This is a genomic window from Citrobacter sp. Cf072 (assembly GCF_030334485.1).
GTDB classification, from domain to species: domain Bacteria; phylum Pseudomonadota; class Gammaproteobacteria; order Enterobacterales; family Enterobacteriaceae; genus Citrobacter; species Citrobacter freundii.
Genome location: NZ_JAOWDX010000043.1, coordinates 81735 through 102593 on the forward strand (window position 1 = coordinate 81735; position 20859 = coordinate 102593).

Annotated in this window: 16 protein-coding genes; 8 read left to right on the top strand and 8 right to left on the bottom strand. The window is 54.0% G+C overall.

Annotation, left to right across the window (positions count from 1 at the left end):
* Positions 1-135 precede the first annotated feature (135 nt).
* The 6 genes from OGX66_RS08440 to OGX66_RS08465 all read right to left on the bottom strand — a co-directional run bounded on the left by OGX66_RS08440 (position 136) and on the right by OGX66_RS08465 (position 7296).
* Positions 136-1206, bottom strand: coding sequence for a glycoside hydrolase 5 family protein (locus OGX66_RS08440; protein WP_044713116.1), 1071 nt, complete (start codon positions 1204-1206; stop codon positions 136-138).
* Positions 1207-1216: 10 nt separating this feature from the next.
* A complete protein-coding gene (locus OGX66_RS08445; protein WP_003839533.1) occupies positions 1217-2761 on the bottom strand; it encodes an MFS transporter in 1545 nt (514 codons plus the stop codon).
* 81 nt (positions 2762-2842) lie between these two features.
* A complete protein-coding gene (locus OGX66_RS08450; RefSeq protein ID WP_003839535.1) occupies positions 2843-3865 on the bottom strand; it encodes a Gfo/Idh/MocA family protein in 1023 nt (340 codons plus the stop codon).
* An 11-nt stretch (positions 3866-3876) separates the two neighbouring features.
* Positions 3877-4944, bottom strand: a complete 1068-nt coding sequence (locus OGX66_RS08455) for a Gfo/Idh/MocA family protein (protein WP_044713112.1) — start codon at positions 4942-4944, stop codon at positions 3877-3879.
* Positions 4941-6125 (bottom strand): Gfo/Idh/MocA family protein, encoded by a 1185-nt coding sequence (locus tag OGX66_RS08460; protein ID WP_088902801.1) that lies wholly within the window; start codon positions 6123-6125, stop codon positions 4941-4943. The genes OGX66_RS08455 and OGX66_RS08460 overlap by 4 nt, the downstream gene beginning before the upstream one ends.
* A 16-nt stretch (positions 6126-6141) precedes the next feature.
* Positions 6142-7296, bottom strand: coding sequence for a Gfo/Idh/MocA family protein (locus tag OGX66_RS08465; RefSeq protein ID WP_088902800.1), 1155 nt, complete (start codon positions 7294-7296; stop codon positions 6142-6144).
* A gap of 190 nt (positions 7297-7486) precedes the next feature.
* Between OGX66_RS08465 and OGX66_RS08470 the strand changes: the two genes are divergently transcribed.
* A complete protein-coding gene (locus tag OGX66_RS08470; protein WP_088902799.1) occupies positions 7487-8542 on the top strand; it encodes a LacI family DNA-binding transcriptional regulator in 1056 nt (351 codons plus the stop codon).
* Between the two features lie 7 nt (positions 8543-8549).
* Here OGX66_RS08470 and msrA read toward each other — a convergent pair whose 3' ends face one another.
* Complete coding sequence (gene msrA / locus OGX66_RS08475; RefSeq protein ID WP_016149464.1) at positions 8550-9188, bottom strand: peptide-methionine (S)-S-oxide reductase MsrA; 639 nt, start codon at positions 9186-9188, stop codon at positions 8550-8552.
* 212 nt (positions 9189-9400) lie between these two features.
* Here msrA and tamA point away from each other — a divergent pair, with 212 nt between their 5' ends.
* The 3 genes from tamA to OGX66_RS08490 are packed head-to-tail and all read left to right on the top strand — an operon-like array spanning position 9401 to position 15254.
* Positions 9401-11134: an autotransporter assembly complex protein TamA gene (tamA, locus tag OGX66_RS08480; protein WP_003025718.1), complete on the top strand. Its 1734-nt coding sequence runs from the start codon at positions 9401-9403 to the stop codon at positions 11132-11134.
* Positions 11131-14907 carry an autotransporter assembly complex protein TamB gene (tamB, locus tag OGX66_RS08485; RefSeq protein WP_044699164.1) on the top strand — a complete coding sequence of 1259 codons (3777 nt, stop codon included), beginning with the start codon at positions 11131-11133 and terminating at the stop codon, positions 14905-14907. The genes tamA and tamB overlap by 4 nt, the downstream gene beginning before the upstream one ends.
* 2 nt (positions 14908-14909) lie before the next feature.
* A complete protein-coding gene (locus OGX66_RS08490; RefSeq protein ID WP_003025723.1) occupies positions 14910-15254 on the top strand; it encodes a gamma-glutamylcyclotransferase family protein in 345 nt (114 codons plus the stop codon).
* 104 nt (positions 15255-15358) lie between these two features.
* Here OGX66_RS08490 and ppa read toward each other — a convergent pair whose 3' ends face one another.
* A complete protein-coding gene (gene ppa, locus OGX66_RS08495; RefSeq protein WP_003025726.1) occupies positions 15359-15886 on the bottom strand; it encodes an inorganic diphosphatase in 528 nt (175 codons plus the stop codon).
* A 309-nt stretch (positions 15887-16195) separates the two neighbouring features.
* Between ppa and ytfQ the strand changes: the two genes are divergently transcribed.
* The 4 genes from ytfQ to yjfF all read left to right on the top strand — a co-directional run bounded on the left by ytfQ (position 16196) and on the right by yjfF (position 20782).
* Positions 16196-17152, top strand: coding sequence for a galactofuranose ABC transporter substrate-binding protein YtfQ (gene ytfQ / locus OGX66_RS08500; protein ID WP_003025728.1), 957 nt, complete (start codon positions 16196-16198; stop codon positions 17150-17152).
* 103 nt (positions 17153-17255) lie between these two features.
* Positions 17256-18758 (top strand): galactofuranose ABC transporter, ATP-binding protein YtfR, encoded by a 1503-nt coding sequence (gene ytfR / locus OGX66_RS08505; RefSeq protein ID WP_003839558.1) that lies wholly within the window; start codon positions 17256-17258, stop codon positions 18756-18758.
* A gap of 13 nt (positions 18759-18771) precedes the next feature.
* The gene (gene ytfT / locus OGX66_RS08510; protein WP_008323019.1) at positions 18772-19794 is read left to right on the top strand and encodes a galactofuranose ABC transporter, ATP-binding protein YtfT; all 1023 of its coding nucleotides are present in this window, start codon (positions 18772-18774) and stop codon (positions 19792-19794) included.
* Positions 19781-20782 carry a galactofuranose ABC transporter, permease protein YjfF gene (gene yjfF / locus OGX66_RS08515; RefSeq protein WP_003025736.1) on the top strand — a complete coding sequence of 334 codons (1002 nt, stop codon included), beginning with the start codon at positions 19781-19783 and terminating at the stop codon, positions 20780-20782. The genes ytfT and yjfF overlap by 14 nt, the downstream gene beginning before the upstream one ends.
* Positions 20783-20859 lie beyond the last annotated feature (77 nt).

Sequence of the window (20859 nt, forward strand, 5' to 3'; positions counted from 1 at the left end):
CTGCAACTCGAAATCCATAGAGTATAAATCCAATGGAATATTCAATGAAAACCGGTCCGAAGGGAGTGGACCGGTAATTTCAGAAGCTAGTATAGCGTAAGGTACTGTAAAGTCGCCAGAGGAGCTTTTTTGGCCTTATCCTGCGGCGTTAAGCCTGCGCACCATCTGCATCTCTTTTTCGCTATAAGGCGAACCATCCGACTTCAGCACATCGTGGAACCATAGCTGCGCCGTCGTCTCGTTCCGCGGGATATCCGGCCACGGTAACCAGGTTTGCGTTTTCCCCTGTACCAGCCCCCAGTGAAAGCTGGAAACGCGCTGGGCGCGAAATAGCGGCAGCTGTTCTTCTATTCGGCTATCGACATGGCGTGCCAGCCACTCGGTACAAAAGAGCGGCCTGCCAAATTCGGCCAGCTGTGACAGAAGAGACAGCTGGCCAGGGGTGTCGACATAGGCATGGTAGCTAATCACATCGGAAAGCCGCAGCGCCGCTATATCAACAGGATGCGTAAACGCATTCCCGCACGCCGCGCGATCGTCAATATGCCAGGCTGCTACGGTCAACGGTTGAGAGGGTGACTCCTGTCGGGCCCAGCTAAACAGATGGGTCATCAGGGTTAAGGCGTAGATTTCCAGCCTGTCATCATAGCGGGCAAATTCGCCAGTATGACAAAAAATCCCGCCGTTGCCTGGCTCATTATATAAATCCCAGACGCTGATGCGCGAGTCATGGCGAAAGTAACGGATGATATCTCTGACGTAGGCTTCAATGTGCGGCCAACAGCGTCGATCCAGCACGCAGGCGCGCCCAGGGCTACCCGCCGCCTGGCTGTTGTGAATGCCGGGAACCGGCGGTTTTTGCTGACCGATAACGGGCTCATCACCGGAAAAAGCGCAGTCGTCGAGCAGCGTCAACATCACTTTTATACGGTGGCTATGGGCAATGCTCAGGAAGAGATTTATGCGCTCGAGAAGCCCGTCACGGTCATACTGCCAGACGGTAAACGGTAAATTTGTTCGCAGCTGGTTATAGCCATACTGGCTGGCCCAGCCGAGTTCCTGATCGATAGTACTGCTATCGAAACTCTCTGCCTGCCACATTTCGAGCCAGTTAACCGCGGTGCGCGGCAAGTAGTTAAATCCGCAGCCCCAGGGTTGCTGTTGATACCAGCTTTGCGCCCGTGCTTTGTTCCATGGGTTATACATGATGCGCTCCTTATTCTGCATCTGAGAGACTGACGCGTCCCGTCGCACGCTGCGTGGCGCTGCCACCCCAAACTTCATCGTACTCGTAGCCAGTAAGTTGCTTGATCACCACCCGAGTTTCTTCATCGCAGTCGCGATAGTTGCCACCCAGCTTGCGGCGAGCGATCTCTTTAAGCAGAACTTTGTGGGTTTCGCGGGTGAGTTTGAATTTGTAGGTCGCGTAGAAACTCACCGCCAGCAGCGCCGCGGTAGCAAAGATCATCAATCCGATAATAGCGTGGAGCGCGCTTTCCGGCTGTGCGCCGCTGCCTTTTATAAAGCCAGACTCTTCCAGCACCATGCCGATAAGCAAAATAGCGATTGCCACGGTACTTTTGCGGGTGAGTACCATAACGCCTGCAAAAATCCCTTCACGGCGCTGTTGGGTAACCATTTCGTCGATATCAGGAATAAAGCTGTAGATATTCCATGGGATATAGTAAAGGCCGGAACGCGCCATACCGAGTAGAATAAATACCGCCGAGAACAGAATGTTGGATACCTGGGTTTCAGTGTAATAAATAATAAATAAAAAGAGTAATACACTAAATATACAGGTGTAAGAAAGACGTAGTGCCGCTGACGGGGTGATATTGAGTTTGTTCAGTAGTAGCATAAATCCATAGGTGCCAAATACTGAAGCAAAGGCGGCAATACTTAACCAGCCCGAAACGGAGGCGGCATCTTGGCTTAAACAATACACCACGTAATAGGTGAAAACCGAACCGAATACATCCATGGCGGTAAATGAGAAAATATAAATAATGATATGCAAGCGAAATGCCCGGATACGGAATGACGAAAACAGATCAAGTATTAAATATTTAAGGTGATTCAGTAGCCCGCTATTTCGTTGTAAGTCAGCCTGAAATGTCTCTTCCTGAACGTCTTTGGCTTCCCATGTACAGCGCCAGGTTATAAACACGGCAAGACAGAACACGACGGAAAAAATCAGTCCGGTTAGCGTATAGGTAAAGGGATTATCTTTGCCGGTGAACTGCATCAGGATACCGGGTACCGAGACGGCAAGGAATCCGCCCAACTGCGAGCAGATCATGCGCACGCCGGAGAGGCGACTGCGTTCTTCGTAGCGATTGGTCATCTCTGCGGCGAGGGTTTCCCACGGCACCAGCACCATCGCTGACAGTAGCTCAATTGACAGATAGGTTCCCAGGTAATACCAGTAACCCATGTCGGTCAGCCACAGTAGAGCATAGAGAAACATTAAAGGAGAACTGAGTAATAAAAAGAAGCGACGGCGGCCAAATCGTCGACCCAGCCACGTGTTGCCAAAGTTATCAGTGATGTAACCCATAATTGGGCTGAGTACCGCATCAATCACGCGGGCAATAGCAAATATTGAGCCTGCTTCCAGTACGCTTAAACCGCAGTAGGTGGTATAAAAAAATAAAAGCCAGGTTCCGATAATGGCGAAAGCACCGCCGCCAAATAAATCAGTAATGCCATAGCCGATCGCTACACCATAACTGACTCTGCGTTCAGTTGGTTTGACCATAATATTTTCCAGTATGTAGGGTATTTGTACTCCGGTATTATCCGGCTGATGTTTATTAATTCTGTAGTGCCAGGTTAATTTTTAATTATTAATGGTTATCCATTGTCGGGTTTTAGACGAATGATAAATAGCATCGACCATCGCCAGTGATTTGCGGGCATCATTAATATTGATATATTCTGTTTGACCTCCATGAGTAATAGCATGATAAAACTGACGAATGGCCTGCTGGTGGCCCAGGCCCCAGTAACTTTTACTGTGGCCGTCCGGTGAACCGTCGCAATCCAGCTTCAGGCGCCGATCCGTTGTAACGCGCCACAGGGTGTTATCCGTGAGCTGCAGCATGCCGTGTTCGCAATGGATCTCCAGCAGCAGCGGTGAATCGAGGGTATTGCAGTTGCTGGCATAAAACAGACCGCGGGCACCGTTGGTAAAGTGCAGGGTCGCCATCGCGCAGTCTTCGGCTTCGGTAACGTCTGCCAGCTCGCCGCTGTCCACCACGCCTTTCAAACGCGTTACACCGCCGGCGAACCACTGCATCAGATCGAGAGTGTGAATGGCCTGGTTGATCAGTAAACTGCCGCCTTCGCTGGCAAAACGCCCACGCCACGGGCTTTCGCTGTAATACGCTTTAGAGCGTGACCAGGTCAAAACCGCTTTAATACTCAACATTCTACCCAGCGTATTTTTCGCCAGTTCGTCGCGGATACGTAAACTGGTTGGATTAAGCCGGTTTTGATAACACACGCCCAGCAAGCCCTGGGCGGACGCTGCTGCGTTAGCGATGTCTGCGACTTCTGTGCAATTCAACCCCACCGGCTTTTCACAAAACACATGTTTCCCGGCGGCAAGCGCGGCGGTAATCATGTTTTTGTGCTCGAAATGAGGTGTACAGATATGGACGACGTCGATGTCATTATCCAGCAGCATTTCACGGTAATTCTGGTAAAAGCGGCAGTTATACGCCATGGCCTGTTGCAAACCGTTGGCGCTATCAATATCGACCAGCGCGCGCAGCGTGACCCCCGGCAAAAGCCGGAGGGCGTTAACGTGGCTGCGGTGAATCGCCCCCGCGCCGATGATGGCGGCATTGAGTGTTGTCATGTCACCTCCGGTTATGTGCGGGCATTCGCCAGCATTTGCGCTTTCACGCATAGCTCTGCGGCTTTAAAGGCGTGGGCCTGAGTCATGGCGTTTTCCGTGCGATTCAGACAATCGAGAATGAATTCACCGAAGAACGGGAAACCGACTTTTCCTGCGACCGGGAAACGAAACTCTCCTTCTTTATTCACCAGATACACCACGTCCTGTTCGCCTCGGGTGATATCCACATACTTGCGGATCTCAATGTAACCTTCGGTACCCAGCAACGTCAGGCGTCCATCCCCCCAGCTACTGAGCCCCTGCGGCGTGAACCAGTCGCAGCGGAAATAACCCGTTGCGCCGTTGTCGCCCGCCAGCATGGCATCGCCAAAGTCTTCAAACTGCGAGAACTGCGGATGATTGACGTTACGTACCTGGCTGGCGACGACGTGTGCCTCGTGGTTGCCGGTATAAAACAGGAATTGTTCGATTTGATGGCTACCGATGTCGCACAGGATGCCGCCAAAGTAGCGTTTGTCATAAAACCAGTCCGGGCGCCCATTGCCTTCACGGTGCGGCCCTGTGCCCAGGGTTTGCATCACGCGACCAATCGCCCCTTGCTGAATGAGCTGACCAGCAAAGACAGCGCTTTCAACGTGCAGACGCTCGCTGTAATAGACTGCGTATTTGCGTCCGGTTTTCGCCACCATCGCTTTGGCGTCTTCCAGTTGTGCAAGGGTGGTTAACGGAGCCTTGTCGGTGAAGTAGTCTTTCCCTGCCGCCATTACCTTTAGCCCCAGCGGGCAGCGTTCAGACGGAATAGCCGCCCCGGCAACCAGTTGTACCTCACGATCGTTGAGGATGGTTTCGAGCGAATCTGCCACCTGCGCCTGCGGATACTGCTGCAAAAATTGATCTATTTTGTGCGGATCGGGATCGTAAACCCATTTCAGCGTGGCGCCTGCCTCAATCAACCCGTTGCACATGCCGTAGATATGGCCGTGGTCGAGCGTGGCGGCGGCAATGACAAACTCGCCAGGCTTCACGACCGGCTGAGGCTTCCCGGTAGGGGCGTAGTTCATTCCGTCTTGCTTGTTCATGATTTAACTCCTGAATCTAAGTCTTTACCCAGAGGGATGGCGCCCACTTCCGCAAAATTGCTCACGGAGGCGGATTTCTCATAGAAATGCGGGGCGATTTCAATCAGGCCGCCGGTGCGATAAAACGCATCGCCGTGGTGGATGGGCAGCGTCACCACCGTGCGGGTGATGGCGGATTTATAGATAGCGGTGATCAGCTCCAGCGAGCGTTTGCCCTGTTCGCCATCGACCAGCGGACGGGTTTGTCGTTCGATGGCGCTAAGCAGGTTGTCGATTTGCCCGGTATGCAGCGTCCATTGCAGCGCTGGCGTAGCGTGAAAAAGCGCGTCCAGACCTTGTTCCAGCTCACCGTTATTTTCCGTTTGCGGAAAGCCGTTGTCCGCCGACTGGCTGGCATGGACTTGCCACGGCGCAGAAATTCGCGCTTTTTCGCCCTGAATAACAATTTTCTGGTCTTCACCGTGATGCACCACCGAGGCGGTCAGTTGCGTCAGCGCCCCGTGTGGGTATTTGAAAATAGCCGCGCTAAGATCTTCGACTTCGGCGTTGTCGTGGGCGACGTTGGTCATCATCGCCACCACTTCCGTTGGGAAGCCGAGCATCCACTGAATGGCGTCGATGTGGTGCACCGCGTGATTCAGCGTGCAGCCGCCGCCTTCCTTCTGCCACGTGCCGCGCCACCACAAATCGTAATAGCAGTGTCCGCGCCACCAGAACGAATCCACCTGCGCATGGCAAATCTTGCCCGCCAGCCCGGAATCAACCACGGTTTTCAAACGCCAGAAGGCATCGGTAAAGCGGTTTTGGGCGATGACCGATAAGATTTTCCCGCTGGCCTTTTGCGCGGCGATCATCGCATCGCACTCTTCGAGCGAGGCGGCCATCGGCTTTTCGCACAACACATGTTTTCCGGCGTGCAGCGCATCAATGCTGATGCCTGCGTGTACGTACGGCGGCGTGCAGACATCGACCACATCGACCTCAATACCCGCGTTCAGCATCGCCTGATGGCTGTGGAAGACTTGCGCTTCGCTCAGGCCATAGCGTGATTTCTTCTCCTCTGCTTTCTCCGGGTAGATATCGACCAGCGCAACAATCCGACAACGATCCGCGAACTGTAAATAGCCCTGAATGTGGTTGTGGGAGATATTCCCGGTACCGACAATCGCAATGTTCAGCATGATTTTCTCCTGCGCGTTACCAGCTACCGGAAGCGTCCAGCGTGCGGCTGGCCGTATTTTTTTCCACTGAAGAGGCGATACGTTCCTGTAACAGCTGGAAGTAGCGTTGCTCGTCAAGCGGCAGCTCTACCCAGTCATCTGTCCAGGTAGAGAGGTGCATCGCATTGGAAAGCGTCAGGCCGCGAATGCCTTCAAGGCCAGGGGCGATCAGCGGCTCGTCGTGCAGGATCGCGGCGGTAAAATTGCGGGTAATGACATAGTGCTCGCTGCATTCCGGTTCGGTAGGGATGGTGACCTCCCAGCATTCCGGCTCACCAAAACCGTTTTGCCAGCGGGCGTTGAACTCGGTTTCGGATTCACGCAGTCGCCAGAAGCGCAGGCGACCTTCTTCTACCACCACTTTTCCCCTGCTGCCGACAATTTCGAGGCGGTTGGTGCCAGGCGTTTCGGCTACGGTGGTTATGAACACCCCGGTTGCGCCGTTGGCGTATTCTGCGTAGGCCGTGACGTCATCTTCGACCTCAATCTGACGATGCTTGCCAAACTGGCAAAAAGCGCGCAAGCGTACCGGCATGCCGACCAGCCATTGCCATAAATCGAGTTGGTGCGGATCCTGATTCAGCAGCACGCCGCCGCCTTCACCTTTCCAGGTCGCGCGCCAGCCGCCGGAGTTGTAATAGCTTTGCGAACGATACCAGTTGGTAATGATCCAGTTAGATCGACGCAGCTCGCCGAGTTCACCGCTGTCGATCAGATCTTTGACTTTCTGATACAGCGGATTGGGGCGCTGGTTGTACATCATGCTGAACACCACATCGCATTCACGCGCGCAGGCGTTCATCTCTTGTACCTGCGCGGTGTAGACCCCTGCAGGCTTCTCACATAGCGTATGAATACCAAGACGCATGGCCATCATCGATAAACCCGGATGGTCATAATGCGGCGTGGCGACGATGACGGCATCGATCAGCCCACTTACCAGCATCTCTCGCGCATCGCTGAACAATCTCACCTCTTCGCCGACCAGCCGGCGGATCGCCGGATGTTTATCCGGATTGTTATCGCACACTGCGGCGAGCACTGCTTCTTGTACCGTTCCGGCCAGCAGGTAGCGTGCGTGGACGGTACCAATGTTGCCAACCCCAATAATGCCAAAGCGTATTTTTTTCATGTCGTGCCTTTTTCGTCAGAAATAAGGGATATGCGGAACATAAGAAACGCCTGGAATATCGACAATGTGATTTTGTGAGAACGGTTGCAGGATGAAAAAGAAGTTGGTCCAGTCATTGAAAAAGTGTTTTAGAGTCAATGAACTGCGTTTGCAAAAAATTGCAAAGATTGATTGCGAGTGAGGTCACAGAATGTCTGGCAAGCTAAAAATGGATGAAATTGCTGCTCTGACGGGCTACTCGGTGAGTACGGTGTCGAGGGTGCTTAGCGGAAAGTCATACACCAGCGATAAAGCACGTGAGGCGATTGTCAGTTGCGCGCGCAGGCTGGGGGTTCTGGACTCGTTGTCCAGCGGGCGGTTGTTGATCAACGGCATTGCTGTTTTCGCCCCGTTGCGCACCTTTACCGCCCGTGGCGATGCATTTTACCTCGAAGTGACACGCGGCATTGCCGAGGCGATAGCGCCGCATGATGTCTATCTGAGTTACTGCGGACTGGATGAGCAACGTGCGGACATCAAGGTCTTTCAGGAAAAGGCCAACAATAAGAATATTAATGCGATTATTCTTATCGGCATTGATGACCCGACCGTGCATAAACTGGCGCAACTGTTGGATAAACCCTGCGTGTTGATTAATTCGCAGGACAAGGAAGGGTTGCTGGATGCGGTATCCCCCGATCATCGGGCGATTGGCAACCGTGCTGTGCAATATCTTTTTGATCAGGGGCACCGGCGTATTCTCCATGTCACCAGCCTGCGTCGGGAAACGATGTACTGGCGTCTGGAGGGCATCAAGGAGGTCTACCGACAGTATCAAATACCGTTTGATACCGGGCGCGATCTGCTGGTAACGGAGGGCTTTTCTGAGGACGAATCAGAGCGGGCGATAGGCAACTGGCTAAATGAGACACCGCGTGAAGCGTGGCCGGAAGTTATTTTCTGCGCCGGGGCGTCAATGTCGACGGGCATCCGGCGGGTGCTGGAAAAGATTGGCGTGGAGATACCCGGTGAGTTGTCGCTGATGACGACGGATGTTCAGGAACTGGACGCGCATATCGTTGCTGCGGTGACCAGTATAACGATTCCTTGTCGGGCGTTGGGCGTGGAAGCGGTGCATTTGCTGCAGAACCGTCTTAATCGCCCCTCTGCGCCGGTTTTTAACCTGTTGCTGAAAGGAAAGGTGACGGATCGAGGTACCGTTACCCACGCAACGCGCCATGCCGCGCGGGTGACGGTAGCGCGTTAATCGCGGATTAACGCTCTGGCGGCAGGCAAACGCCAATTCCGCCAATGCCACAATATCCATAAGGATTTTTATGCAGATATTGCTGGTGATCGTCCTCGGCATAGTAGAAAGGCGTTGCCGTAGTGATTTCTGTGGTAATAGTGCGCTCGTCGCCTGCGGCGGTCATTGCTGCCTGAAAACGCTCAAGGCTGGCCTGTGCGGCGGCGGTTTGTTCCGGCGTTAACGGGTAAATGGCGGAGCGATACTGCGTACCCTGGTCGTTCCCCTGACGCATGCCCTGCGCCGGATCGTGATTTTCCCAGAACACCTGCAGCAGTTGTTCGTAGCTGATAACATGCGGGTCATAGACGATGCGTACCGCTTCGGCATGTCCAGTGTCGCCAGAACACACTTCCCGATAGGTTGGGTTTGGGGTGTAGCCGCCGGTGTATCCGGCTGCCGTGCTGTATACACCGGGTAATGACCAGAATAAACGCTCAACGCCCCAGAAACATCCCATGGCGAAATAAGCGGTCTCCATACCGTCAGGCACGTTGGTCATCGAATGTTGGTTAACCGCATGCAGCGTTGCCACTGGCATCGGGGTGTTGCGTCCAGGTAGCGCATCTGCTTGAGTAACAAGATGCTTTCTATCAAATAAACTCATGGCCGTTCTCCCGAAATCAGTCATTTGGGTTAAGGTTGTAACGAGACGCGTCTTTGCCCACAATAAACGGCGTGAATACGTCTAGAGTTAAACATAAGAAATATTTGGGTTGCCGTCTGTTTTTCAACTCTTATTGTTGATTTTTTGTTAAGCCGAGGAACGGCATAGTATTTTTTTCCAGGGGTGGGAAAAAAGGATATTCAGGAGAAAATGTGCCACATATCCGTCAGTTATGTTGGGTGGGATTACTGTGCTTAAGTGGCTCCGCCGCCGCCGCGAATGTTCGCTTACAGGTCGAAGGATTATCAGGACCGCTGGAGAAAAACGTCCGTGCGCAGCTGTCCACGATTCAAAGTGATGAAGTCACTCCAGACCGACGCTTTCGTGCGCGCGTTGATGATGCCATCCGCGAAGGGCTAAAAGCGCTGGGCTACTTTGAGCCGACCATTGATTTTGAACTACGTCCACCGCCGGCGAAAGGCCGCCAGGTGCTGATCGCCAAAGTGACCCCCGGCGAGCCGGTGCTGATTGGTGGCACCGAGGTGATTTTGCGTGGTGGCGCGCGTACGGATAAAGATTATCTGGATCTGTTGAAAACGCGCCCGGCAATCGGCACCGTGCTGAATCAGGGGGACTATGACAACTTCAAAAAGTCACTCACCAGCGTGGCGCTGCGCAAAGGTTATTTCGACAGTGAATTTAATAAAAGCCAGCTTGGAATAGCGCTTGAGCGTCGCCAGGCGTTCTGGGATATCGATTACAACAGCGGCGAACGCTATCGCTTTGGGCATGTCACCTTTGAAGGCTCGCAAATTCGCGATGAGTATCTGCAAAATCTGGTGCCCTTTAAAGAAGGTGAAGAGTACGAGTCGAAAGATCTGGGCGAACTGAACCGTCGTCTGTCGGCGACCGGATGGTTTAACTCCGTGGTCGTCGCGCCGGAGTTTGATAAAGCCCGCAAAACCAAAGTGCTGCCGCTGAAAGGCGTGGTCTCACCGCGCACCGAAAACACCATCGAAACCGGGGTCGGTTATTCAACTGATGTTGGACCACGGGTGAAGACCTCGTGGAAAAAGCCGTGGATGAACTCCTACGGCCACAGCCTGACAACCAGCGCCAGTATCTCGGCGCCAGAGCAGGTGCTTGATTTCAGCTATAAAATGCCGCTGTTAAAGAACCCGCTGGAACAGTATTACCTGGTACAGGGCGGCTTTAAGCGAACCGATTTAAACGATACCGAGCAGGATTCCACAACGCTTGCGGTTTCCCGCTACTGGGACCTCTCCAGCGGCTGGCAGCGCGCGATTAACCTGCGCTGGAGCCTCGACCACTTTACCCAGGGTAACGTCACCAACACCACTATGCTGCTCTATCCGGGCGTGATGATCAGCCGGACGCGTTCACGCGGCGGCTTGATGCCTGTCTGGGGCGACTCTCAGCGTTATTCTATTGATTACTCCAACACCGCCTGGGGGTCAGATGTTGATTTCTCCGTTTTCCAGGCGCAAAACGTCTGGATCCGCACGCTGTACGATCGCCATCGTTTTGTGATGCGCGGTAATCTCGGCTGGATTGAAACCGGAGACTTCGACAAAGTACCGCCGGACCTGCGTTTCTTCGCCGGGGGCGATCGCAGTATTCGCGGCTATAAATACAAATCTATTTCGCCGGAAGGTAGCGACGGCAAGCTGAAAGGGGCCTCCAAGCTGGCAACTGGCTCGCTGGAATACCAGTACAACGTGACCGGTAAATGGTGGGGCGCGATGTTTGTCGATAGCGGTGAAGCGGTCAGCGATATTCGCCGAAGCGATTTCAAAACCGGTGCCGGGGTCGGCGTACGCTGGCAATCACCAGTGGGCCCTATCAAGCTCGACTTTGCCGTCCCGGTCGGCGACAAAGATGAACATGGTTTACAGTTTTACATCGGTCTGGGGCCTGAATTATGAGTTTATGGAAGAAGATAAGCCTCGGTGTGCTGATTTTTATCCTGCTGTTGTTAGGCACGGTGGCGTTCCTCGTCGGTACCACCTCGGGCCTGCATCTGATCTTCAAAGCCGCTAATCGTTGGGTTCCGGGGCTGGAGATTGGTCAGGTCACCGGTGGCTGGCGGGATTTATCACTGAAAAATATTCGTTATGACCAGCCTGGCGTGGCGGTGAATGCTGGCGAAGTACACCTGGCCGTGGGGCTTAACTGCCTGTGGAACAGCAGTCTGTGCGTCAACGATCTGTCGCTGAAAAATATCAATGTGGCGATCGACAGCAAAAAGATGCCGCCATCCGCGCCGGTTGAGGAAGAAGAGAGCGGTCCGCTTAATCTTTCCACGCCTTACCCCATCACGCTTTCGCGCGTGGCGCTGAACAACATCAATATCAAAATCGATGACACCACGGTTTCGGTGCTGGATTTTACCTCTGGCCTGAACTGGCAGGAAAAAACGCTGACGTTGAAGCCAACGTCATTACAGGGGCTGCTGATTGCTCTGCCCAAAGTGGCGGAAGTGGCGCAGGAAGAGGTTGTCGAACCGAAGATTCAAAACCCACAGCCGGATGAAAAGCCGCTCGGCGAAACGCTAAAAGATCTGTTCTCAAAGCCGGTGCTGCCGGAAATGACCGATGTCCATCTGCCGCTCAATCTCAATATTGAAGAGTTTCGCGGCGAGCAACTGCGCGTGACCGGAGATACGGATTTAACGGTCCATAGCATGCTGCTAAAAGTGAGCAGCATTGACGGCAACATGAAGCTCGACGCGCTGGACATCGACTCGAATCAGGGAACGGTAAAAGCCAGCGGCACAGCGCAACTGACCAACACGTGGCCGGTTGATATTACGTTAAACAGTACGCTAAACATTGACCCGTTAAAAGGCGAAAAGGTGAAGCTGAAGGTCGGCGGCGCGCTGCGCGAGCAGCTGGAAGTCGGCGTCAATCTGTCTGGTCCGGTGGATATGGACCTGCGTGCACAGACGCGTCTGGCTGAAGCCGGATTACCGCTCAACATTGAGGTGGTGAGTAAGCAGGTTTACTGGCCGTTTACCGGTGAGAAACAGTTCCAGGCCGATGACATTAAACTCAAACTGACCGGTAAGATGACCGACTATACGCTGTCGATGCGTACCGCCGTGAAAGGTCAGGATATTCCACCGGCTACCATCACGCTGGACGCCAAAGGCAACGAACAGCAGATCAATCTCGACAAACTCAGCGTTGCGGCACTGGAAGGGAAAACCGAGCTGAAAGCGCTGGTGGACTGGCAGCAGGCGATCAGCTGGCGCGGGGAGCTAACGCTGGATGGTATCAACACCGCAAAAGCGATCCCGGACTGGCCGTCAAAACTGAATGGCCTGGTGAAAACTCGCGGCAGTTTGTACGGCGGAAGCTGGCAGATGGAGGTTCCCGAGCTGAAGCTGACCGGCAACGTGAAGCAGAATAAGGTCAATGTGAACGGTTCGCTGAAGGGGAACAGCTACCTGCAGTGGACGATCCCGGGCCTGCATCTGGAACTGGGACGCAACAGTGCGGACGTAAAAGGTGAACTGGGGGTTAAAGACCTCAACCTCGACGCGACGATTGATGCCCCAAGCCTGGATAACGCGCTGCCGGGGCTGGGCGGTACGGCGAAAGGGCTGGTAAAAGTTCGCGGTACGGTTGAAGCACCACAGCTGCTGGCGGATATTACCGCCCGTGGTCTGCGCTGGCAGGAACTTTCCGTTGCTCAGGTACGTGTTGAAGGGGATGTTAAATCGGCCGAGCAAATCGCCGGTAATCTTAATGTTCGCGTAGAGCGGATTGTACAACCTGACGTGAATATTGGCCTGGTGACGCTCAACGCCAAAGGCAGTGAAAAGCAGCACGAGCTGCAGTTGCGCATTCAGGGGGAACCGGTTTCCGGGCAACTGGATCTTGCCGGGAGCTTTGATCGCAAAGAACAGCGCTGGAAAGGAGAGTTAAGCAATACCCGCTTCCAGACGCCGGTTGGTCCGTGGTCGCTCAACCGGGCTATCGCGCTGGATTACCGTAATCAGGAACAAAAAATTAGTATCGGACCGCACTGCTGGAACAACCCGAATGCGGAGCTGTGCGTACCACAGACGATTGATGCGGGTGCGGAAGGGCGCGCGGTGGTGAATCTAAACCGCTTCGACCTGGCGATGCTAAAACCGTTTATGCCGGAGACAACCCAGGCCAGCGGTGTGTTCACCGGTAAAGCCGATGTGAGTTGGGACACCACCAAAGAGGGTCTGCCACAGGGGCAGGTCACCCTGAGCGGACGTAACGTGAAGGTCACGCAAAGCGTGAATGATGCACCGCTCCCCGTGGCGTTTGAAACGTTGAATCTCACCGCCGACCTGCACAATAACCGTGCCGAGCTGGGCTGGCTGATTCGTCTGACCAACAACGGACAGTTTGACGGACAGGTGCAGGTAACAGACCCGCAAGGGCGCCGTAATCTGGGCGGTAACGTCAATATTCGCAACTTCAATCTGGCGATGGTGAACCCCATCTTCTCGCGCGGTGAAAAAGCGGCAGGGATGATCAACGCCAACCTGCGGCTGGGCGGCGATGTGCAAAGCCCGCAGTTGCTCGGACAGCTGCAACTGAGCGGTCTGGATATAGACGGTAACTTTATGCCGTTTGACATGCAGCCAAGCCAGTTAGCCGTTAACTTCACAGGAACACGCTCAACGCTGGCGGGTGTGGTGCGTACGCAGCAGGGAGAAATTAACCTGAGCGGCGATGCCGACTGGAGTCAGATAGACAACTGGCGGGCGCGCGTCGCGGCTAAAGGCAGCAGGGTACGTATTACCGTGCCGCCGATGGTTCGCCTGGATGTCTCGCCGGACGTGGTCTTTGAAGCCACGCCGAGCCTGTTTACCCTGGATGGCAACGTAGATGTGCCGTGGGCGCGTATCGTGGTACATGACCTGCCGGAAAGCGCGGTTGGGGTTTCCAGCGATATGGTCATGCTTAACAACAATCTGCAGCCCGAGAAACCGCAGACTGCCGGCATTCCGATCAACAGCAACCTGAACATCCACGTCGGTAACAACGTGCGTCTTGACGCCTTTGGTCTGAAAGCGCGTCTGACGGGCGATCTGAAAGTGGTGCAGGATAAGCAGGGGCTGGGGCTGAACGGACAAATTAATATTCCGAGCGGTCGCTTCCATGCCTATGGTCAGGATCTGATTGTGCGTAAGGGCGAGCTGTTGTTCTCCGGTCCGCCGGATCAGCCGTTGCTTAACATCGAAGCGATTCGTAACCCTGATGCCACCGAAGACGACGTGATCGCTGGCGTTCGCGTCACTGGTACCGCCGATGAACCGAAGGCGGAGATCTTCTCTGACCCGGCAATGTCGCAGCAAATGGCGCTTTCCTACCTGCTACGCGGACAAGGGCTGGATAGCGAGCAGAGCGATAGCGCAGCGATGACCTCAATGCTTATTGGTCTGGGGGTTGCACAAAGTGGTCAGGTTGTGGGTAAAATCGGGGAGACATTTGGCGTAAGCAATCTGGCACTGGACACGCAAGGGGTGGGCGACTCATCTCAGGTGGTTGTCAGCGGATACGTACTGCCAGGTCTGCAGGTGAAATATGGTGTGGGTATATTTGACTCCTTAGCGACACTCACGCTACGTTATCGTCTGATGCCTAAGCTATATCTGGAAGCAGTGTCTGGCGTAGATCAGGCACTTGATTTGCTCTATCAGTTCGAGTTTTAGCAATGCGAATATTTGTCTACGGCAGTTTACGAACCAAACAAGGCAACAGCCACTGGATGACCAATGCCCTGTTGCTGGGAAATTTCAGTATCGATAACTACCAGTTGTACAGCCTGGGCCACTATCCAGGCGCCGTTCCGGGGAATGGAACAGTACACGGGGAAGTTTATCGTATTGATAACGCCACGCTGGCAGAGCTTGACGCTCTGCGTACCCGCGGCGGTGAATACGCACGCCAGTTAATTCAAACGCCGTACGGAAGTGCATGGATGTACGTGTACCAACGTCCGGTTGATGGCTTAACGCTGATTGAAAGCGGTAACTGGTTAGACAGAGACCAGTACTGATGTGAACACGCCACCTTCGGGTGGCGTTGTTTTATGTGCCTGTTGCACTTGTATCAGGGCACAAAAAAGCCCCGACATGCGGGGCTAAGCATCAAAAGTAAGAATTACTTCTTCGCGCGCTCGAAGGAAGCAACGATTTCAGCTTTAGCAGCTTCAGCGTTGTCCCAACCGTCAACTTTTACCCATTTGCCAGCTTCGAGGTCTTTGTAGTGCTCGAAGAAGTGGGTGATCTGCGCTTTCAGCAGTTCCGGCAGGTCGGTCACATCTTTGATGTGATCGTATTCTTTGCTCAGCTTGGTGTGCGGTACCGCAACCAGTTTCGCATCTTCACCGGATTCGTCGGTCATTTTCAGTACGCCAACCGGGCGGCAACGGATCACTGAACCTGGCTCCAGCGGGTACGGAGTCGGGACCAGAACGTCTACCGGGTCACCGTCCAGAGACAGGGTGTGGTTGATGTAACCGTAGTTGCACGGATAGAACATCGCGGTGGACATGAAGCGGTCAACGAACAGGGCGCCGCTCTCTTTGTCAACTTCGTATTTGATCGGATCTGCGTTAGCAGGGATCTCGATAACAACGTAGATATCTTCCGGCAGGTCTTTACCGGCAGGGACGTTGAGTAAGCTCATGTCTGTTTCCTTTAAATAAGCTATGGCAAACAAGTGGCGGGTATTATAGCCAACTCGCGCGGAATGTCTCCGCTTGTTTTCGCTTTCTCTGCGTGCATTTTCTTCTCTTCGCCTCTCTCTCGTGACAGAAAAATCCATATCTTCAGCCGCATTTTTCATAGCGTGATGAAAGCGATTACAAAGTTGTGATTAACGTTTTATTTACTTTTTTGAAGTGTGATGTAACGCAATCCGTTACATGCTCAATTGTCTATAGTTTTTTCGCAACGGTTAATTAACCAACAATAATCACCCTACGAGGACGCACTTATGTGGAAGCGCTTACTTTTAGTCACAGCAGTTTCGGCAGCCATGTCGTCTATGGCAATGGCAGCCCCTTTAACCGTAGGATTTTCGCAGGTTGGCTCTGAATCGGGCTGGCGCGCAGCAGAAACCAACGTCGCGAAAAGCGAGGCCGAAAAGCGGGGAATTACGCTGAAAATCGCTGATGGCCAACAAAAGCAGGAAAACCAGATTAAAGCAGTTCGCTCATTTGTTGCGCAGGGCGTCGACGCCATCTTTATTGCGCCGGTCGTGGCAACAGGTTGGGAGCCGGTTTTAAAAGAAGCGAAAGATGCCGACATTCCGGTCTTTTTGCTTGATCGTTCCATCGATGTAAAAGACAAATCTCTCTATATGACCACCGTCACCGCCGACAACGTGCTGGAAGGCAAATTGATTGGCGACTGGCTGATTAAACAAGTGGACGGCAAGCCGTGTAACGTCGTTGAGCTGCAAGGGACCGTCGGGGCCAGCGTGGCGATCGATCGTAAAAAAGGCTTTGCTGAAGCCATCGCCAGTGCGCCAAACATCAAAATTATCCGCTCTCAGTCCGGTGACTTCACCCGCAGTAAAGGGAAAGAAGTGATGGAGAGCTTTATCAAAGCAGAAAACAACGGCAAGAACATCTGCATGGTTTACGCCCACAACGATGACATGGTGATCGGTGCTATCCAGGCGATCAAAGAAGCGGGTCTGAAACCCGGCAAAGATATTCTCACCGGTTCTATCGACGGCGTACCGGATATCTACAAAGCGATGATTGACGGTGAAGCCAACGCCAGTGTCGAACTGACGCCGAATATGGCGGGGCCGGCATTCGACGCGCTGGAGAAATTCAAAAAAGACGGCACGATGCCTGAGAAGCTGACCATTACCAAGTCGATCCTCTATCTGCCGGATACGGCGAAAGAAGAGTTAGAGAAGAAGAAAAACATGGGCTACTAAGCCTTCATGAAAATGCCGGGGGGGCTGCGCTTGCCCGGCCTACATTACGCTCTTTTGTAGGCCGGATAAGCGTAGCGCCATCCGGCGTGATGCAGGGGGAATCATGACCACCGACCAACATCAGGAAATCCTCCGCACCGAAGGATTAAGCAAATTCTTTCCCGGCGTCAAAGCGTTGGATAACGTGGATTTCAGCTTGCGTCGCGGTGAAATTATGGCGCTGCTGGGGGAAAACGGAGCCGGCAAATCGACGCTCATCAAAGCGCTGACCGGCGTTTACCATGCAGATCGCGGCACTATCTGGCTCGAAGGCCAACCGATCTCCCCCAAAAACACCGCCCATGCCCAGCAACTGGGGATTGGCACCGTGTACCAGGAAGTGAACCTGCTGCCCAATATGTCGGTTGCCGATAACTTATTTATTGGTCGTGAGCCGCGGCGTTTTGGCCTGCTTCAGCGCAAGCAGATGGAAAAACGCGCGACGGAGCTGATGGCGTCATACGGTTTTTCCCTTGACGTGCGTGAGCCGCTGAACCGCTTTTCCGTGGCGATGCAACAAATCGTCGCCATCTGTCGGGCGATTGATCTCTCCGCGAAAGTGCTGATCCTCGATGAGCCGACCGCCAGCCTCGATACCCAGGAAGTTGAAATGCTGTTCGGCCTGATGCGTCATCTGCGCGATCGGGGCGTCAGCCTGATCTTCGTCACTCATTTCCTTGATCAGGTTTATCAGGTCAGCGATCGCATCACCGTTCTACGTAACGGCGGCTTCGTTGGCTGCCGTGAAACCCGGGAATTACCGCAAATTGAACTGGTCAAAATGATGCTGGGTAGAGAACTGGATACCCATGCGCTACAGCGTGCGGGACGCACATTGCTTAGCGATAAGCCGGTGGCGGCCTTTAGCGACTTTGGCAAAAAAGGCACCATCGCGCCGTTTGATCTACAGGTGCGTCCCGGTGAGATCGTCGGCCTCGCAGGGCTGCTGGGATCCGGGCGAACGGAAACGGCAGAGGTGATCTTCGGTATTAAACCCGCCGACAGCGGAAGAGCGCTGATCAAAGGCAAACCGCAGACCTTGCGATCGCCGCATCAGGCTTCGTGTCTGGGGATCGGTTTCTGTCCGGAGGATCGCAAAACGGATGGCATTATTGCCGCCGCTTCGGTGCGGGAAAACATCATTTTGGCATTGCAGGCGCAGCGCGGCTGGCTGCGGCCTATCCCACGGAAAGAACAAAACGAGATTGCCGAGCGTTTTATCCGCCAGCTCGGAATTCGCACCCCCAACGCTGAACAGCCGATCGAGTTTCTCTCCGGCGGCAATCAGCAAAAAGTATTGCTCTCGCGCTGGTTACTGACCAAACCGCAGTTCCTGATCCTCGATGAACCCACGCGTGGGATCGACGTCGGCGCGCATGCGGAGATTATCCGCCTGATCGAAACGCTGTGCGCGGATGGTCTGGCGCTGCTGGTCATCTCATCCGAACTGGAAGAGTTAGTGGGCTATGCCGATCGGGTCATTATTATGCGCGATCGCAAACAAGTGGCCGAGATCCCACTGGCTGAACTGTCCGTACCGGCGATCATGAACGCCATTGCGGCCTAAGGAGACTATGGTGATGCCTCAATCTCTCCCTCAATCCAATCCGCCTAAACGGCGGTTCCGTTGGCCAAAGGGGATGCCACAACTGGTGGCGCTACTGCTGGTGCTGCTGGTGGATAGCCTGGTCGCCCCGCACTTCTACCAGGTGATTTTGCAGGATGGTCGGCTGTTTGGTAGCCCGATTGATATTCTCAACCGCGCCGCTCCCGTGGCGCTGTTGGCGATTGGTATGACGCTGGTGATTGCCACCGGCGGCATCGACCTTTCCGTGGGGGCCGTCATGGCTATTGCTGGCGCCACTACTGCGGCGATGACGGTGGCCGGGCACAGTCTACCGGTGGTGCTGCTTGCCGCCTTAGGCTCCGGCATTCTGGCTGGGCTGTGGAATGGGATTCTGGTGGCCATACTCAAGATCCAACCGTTTGTCGCCACGCTAATCCTGATGGTGGCCGGGCGTGGAGTGGCGCAGCTTATCACTTCCGGGCAAATCGTCACTTTCAACTCGCCCGAGCTGTCGTGGTTTGGTAGCGGCTCGCTCTTACTGTTCCCTACGCCGGTAATTATTGCACTGCTCACGCTGGTGGTGTTCTGGCTGCTGACGCGGAAAACGGCGCTGGGTATGTTTATCGAAGCGGTGGGTATCAACATTCGTGCGGCAAAAAACGCTGGGGTGAACACCCGCATTATCGTGATGCTCACCTATGTGCTGAGCGGCCTGTGCGCGGCTATCGCTGGCATTATCGTCACGGCGGATATCCGCGGGGCAGACGCCAATAACGCCGGATTATGGCTGGAACTGGATGCCATCCTGGCGGTAGTCATCGGTGGTGGCTCGCTAATGGGCGGGCGCTTTAACCTGCTGCTGTCGGTGGTAGGCGCGTTGATTATTCAGGGCATGAACACCGGGATTTTGCTGTCGGGCTTCCAGCCGGAACTGAATCAGGTGGTCAAAGCCGTGGTGGTGTTGTGTGTGCTGGTCGTGCAATCACAACGCTTTATCAGCCTGATAAAAGGAGTGCGTGGTCATGATAAAACGTAATTTACCGCTGATGATCACCCTCGGCGTGTTTGTGCTGGGCTACCTTTACTGCCTGACGCAGTTTCCAGCTTTTGCTTCCACCCGGGTGATTTGCAATATCCTGACCGATAACGCTTTTTTAGGGATTATTGCCGTGGGCATGACCTTCGTGATCCTCTCTGGCGGGATCGACCTTTCCGTTGGCTCGGTGATCGCGTTTACCGGTGTATTTTTGGCGAAGGCCATTGGCTATTGGGGTATTTCCCCGCTGCTGGCGTTCCCCCTGATTTTGCTGATGGGCTGTGCGTTTGGCGCGTTTATGGGGTTACTGATTGATGCGCTGAAGATCCCAGCATTCATTATTACGCTGGCGGGAATGTTTTTCCTGCGCGGCGTCAGCTATCTGGTCTCTGAAGAGTCGATCCCAATTAACCATCCGATTTATGACACGCTCTCAAGTCTGGCATGGAAAATTCCTGGCGGCGGTCGCCTGAGCGCGATGGGGTTGTTAATGCTGGGCGTGGTGGTGATTGGCATCTTCCTTGCGCACCGTACGCGCTTTGGTAATCAGGTTTACGCCATTGGCGGCAACGCCACCTCTGCTAACCTGATGGGCATTTCTACTCGCAGCACAACGATCCGCATTTATATGCTGTCTACCGGGCTGGCGACGCTTGCCGGCATTGTGTTTTCCATTTACACCCAGGCGGGTTATGCGCTGGCGGGCGTTGGCGTTGAGCTGGATGCGATTGCCTCAGTGGTGATTGGCGGAACGCTGCTAAGCGGCGGCGTGGGAACGGTGTTGGGTACGTTGTTTGGCGTCGCCATTCAGGGGTTAATCCAGACCTACATTAATTTTGATGGCACATTAAGTTCCTGGTGGACGAAGATCGCGATTGGCATTTTATTGTTTATTTTTATAGCGTTACAACGCGGTCTGACGGTGCTTTGGGAAAATCGTCAAAGCTCGCCGGTTACCCGAGTGGGTACGGCGGCAACACCAAAGTAACATCCTGATTTTGCACAAAACATTTAAATACCTAAACTTTTTCCGGTTGTAGTCGATAGGTTCTGTACAGGTCTGTT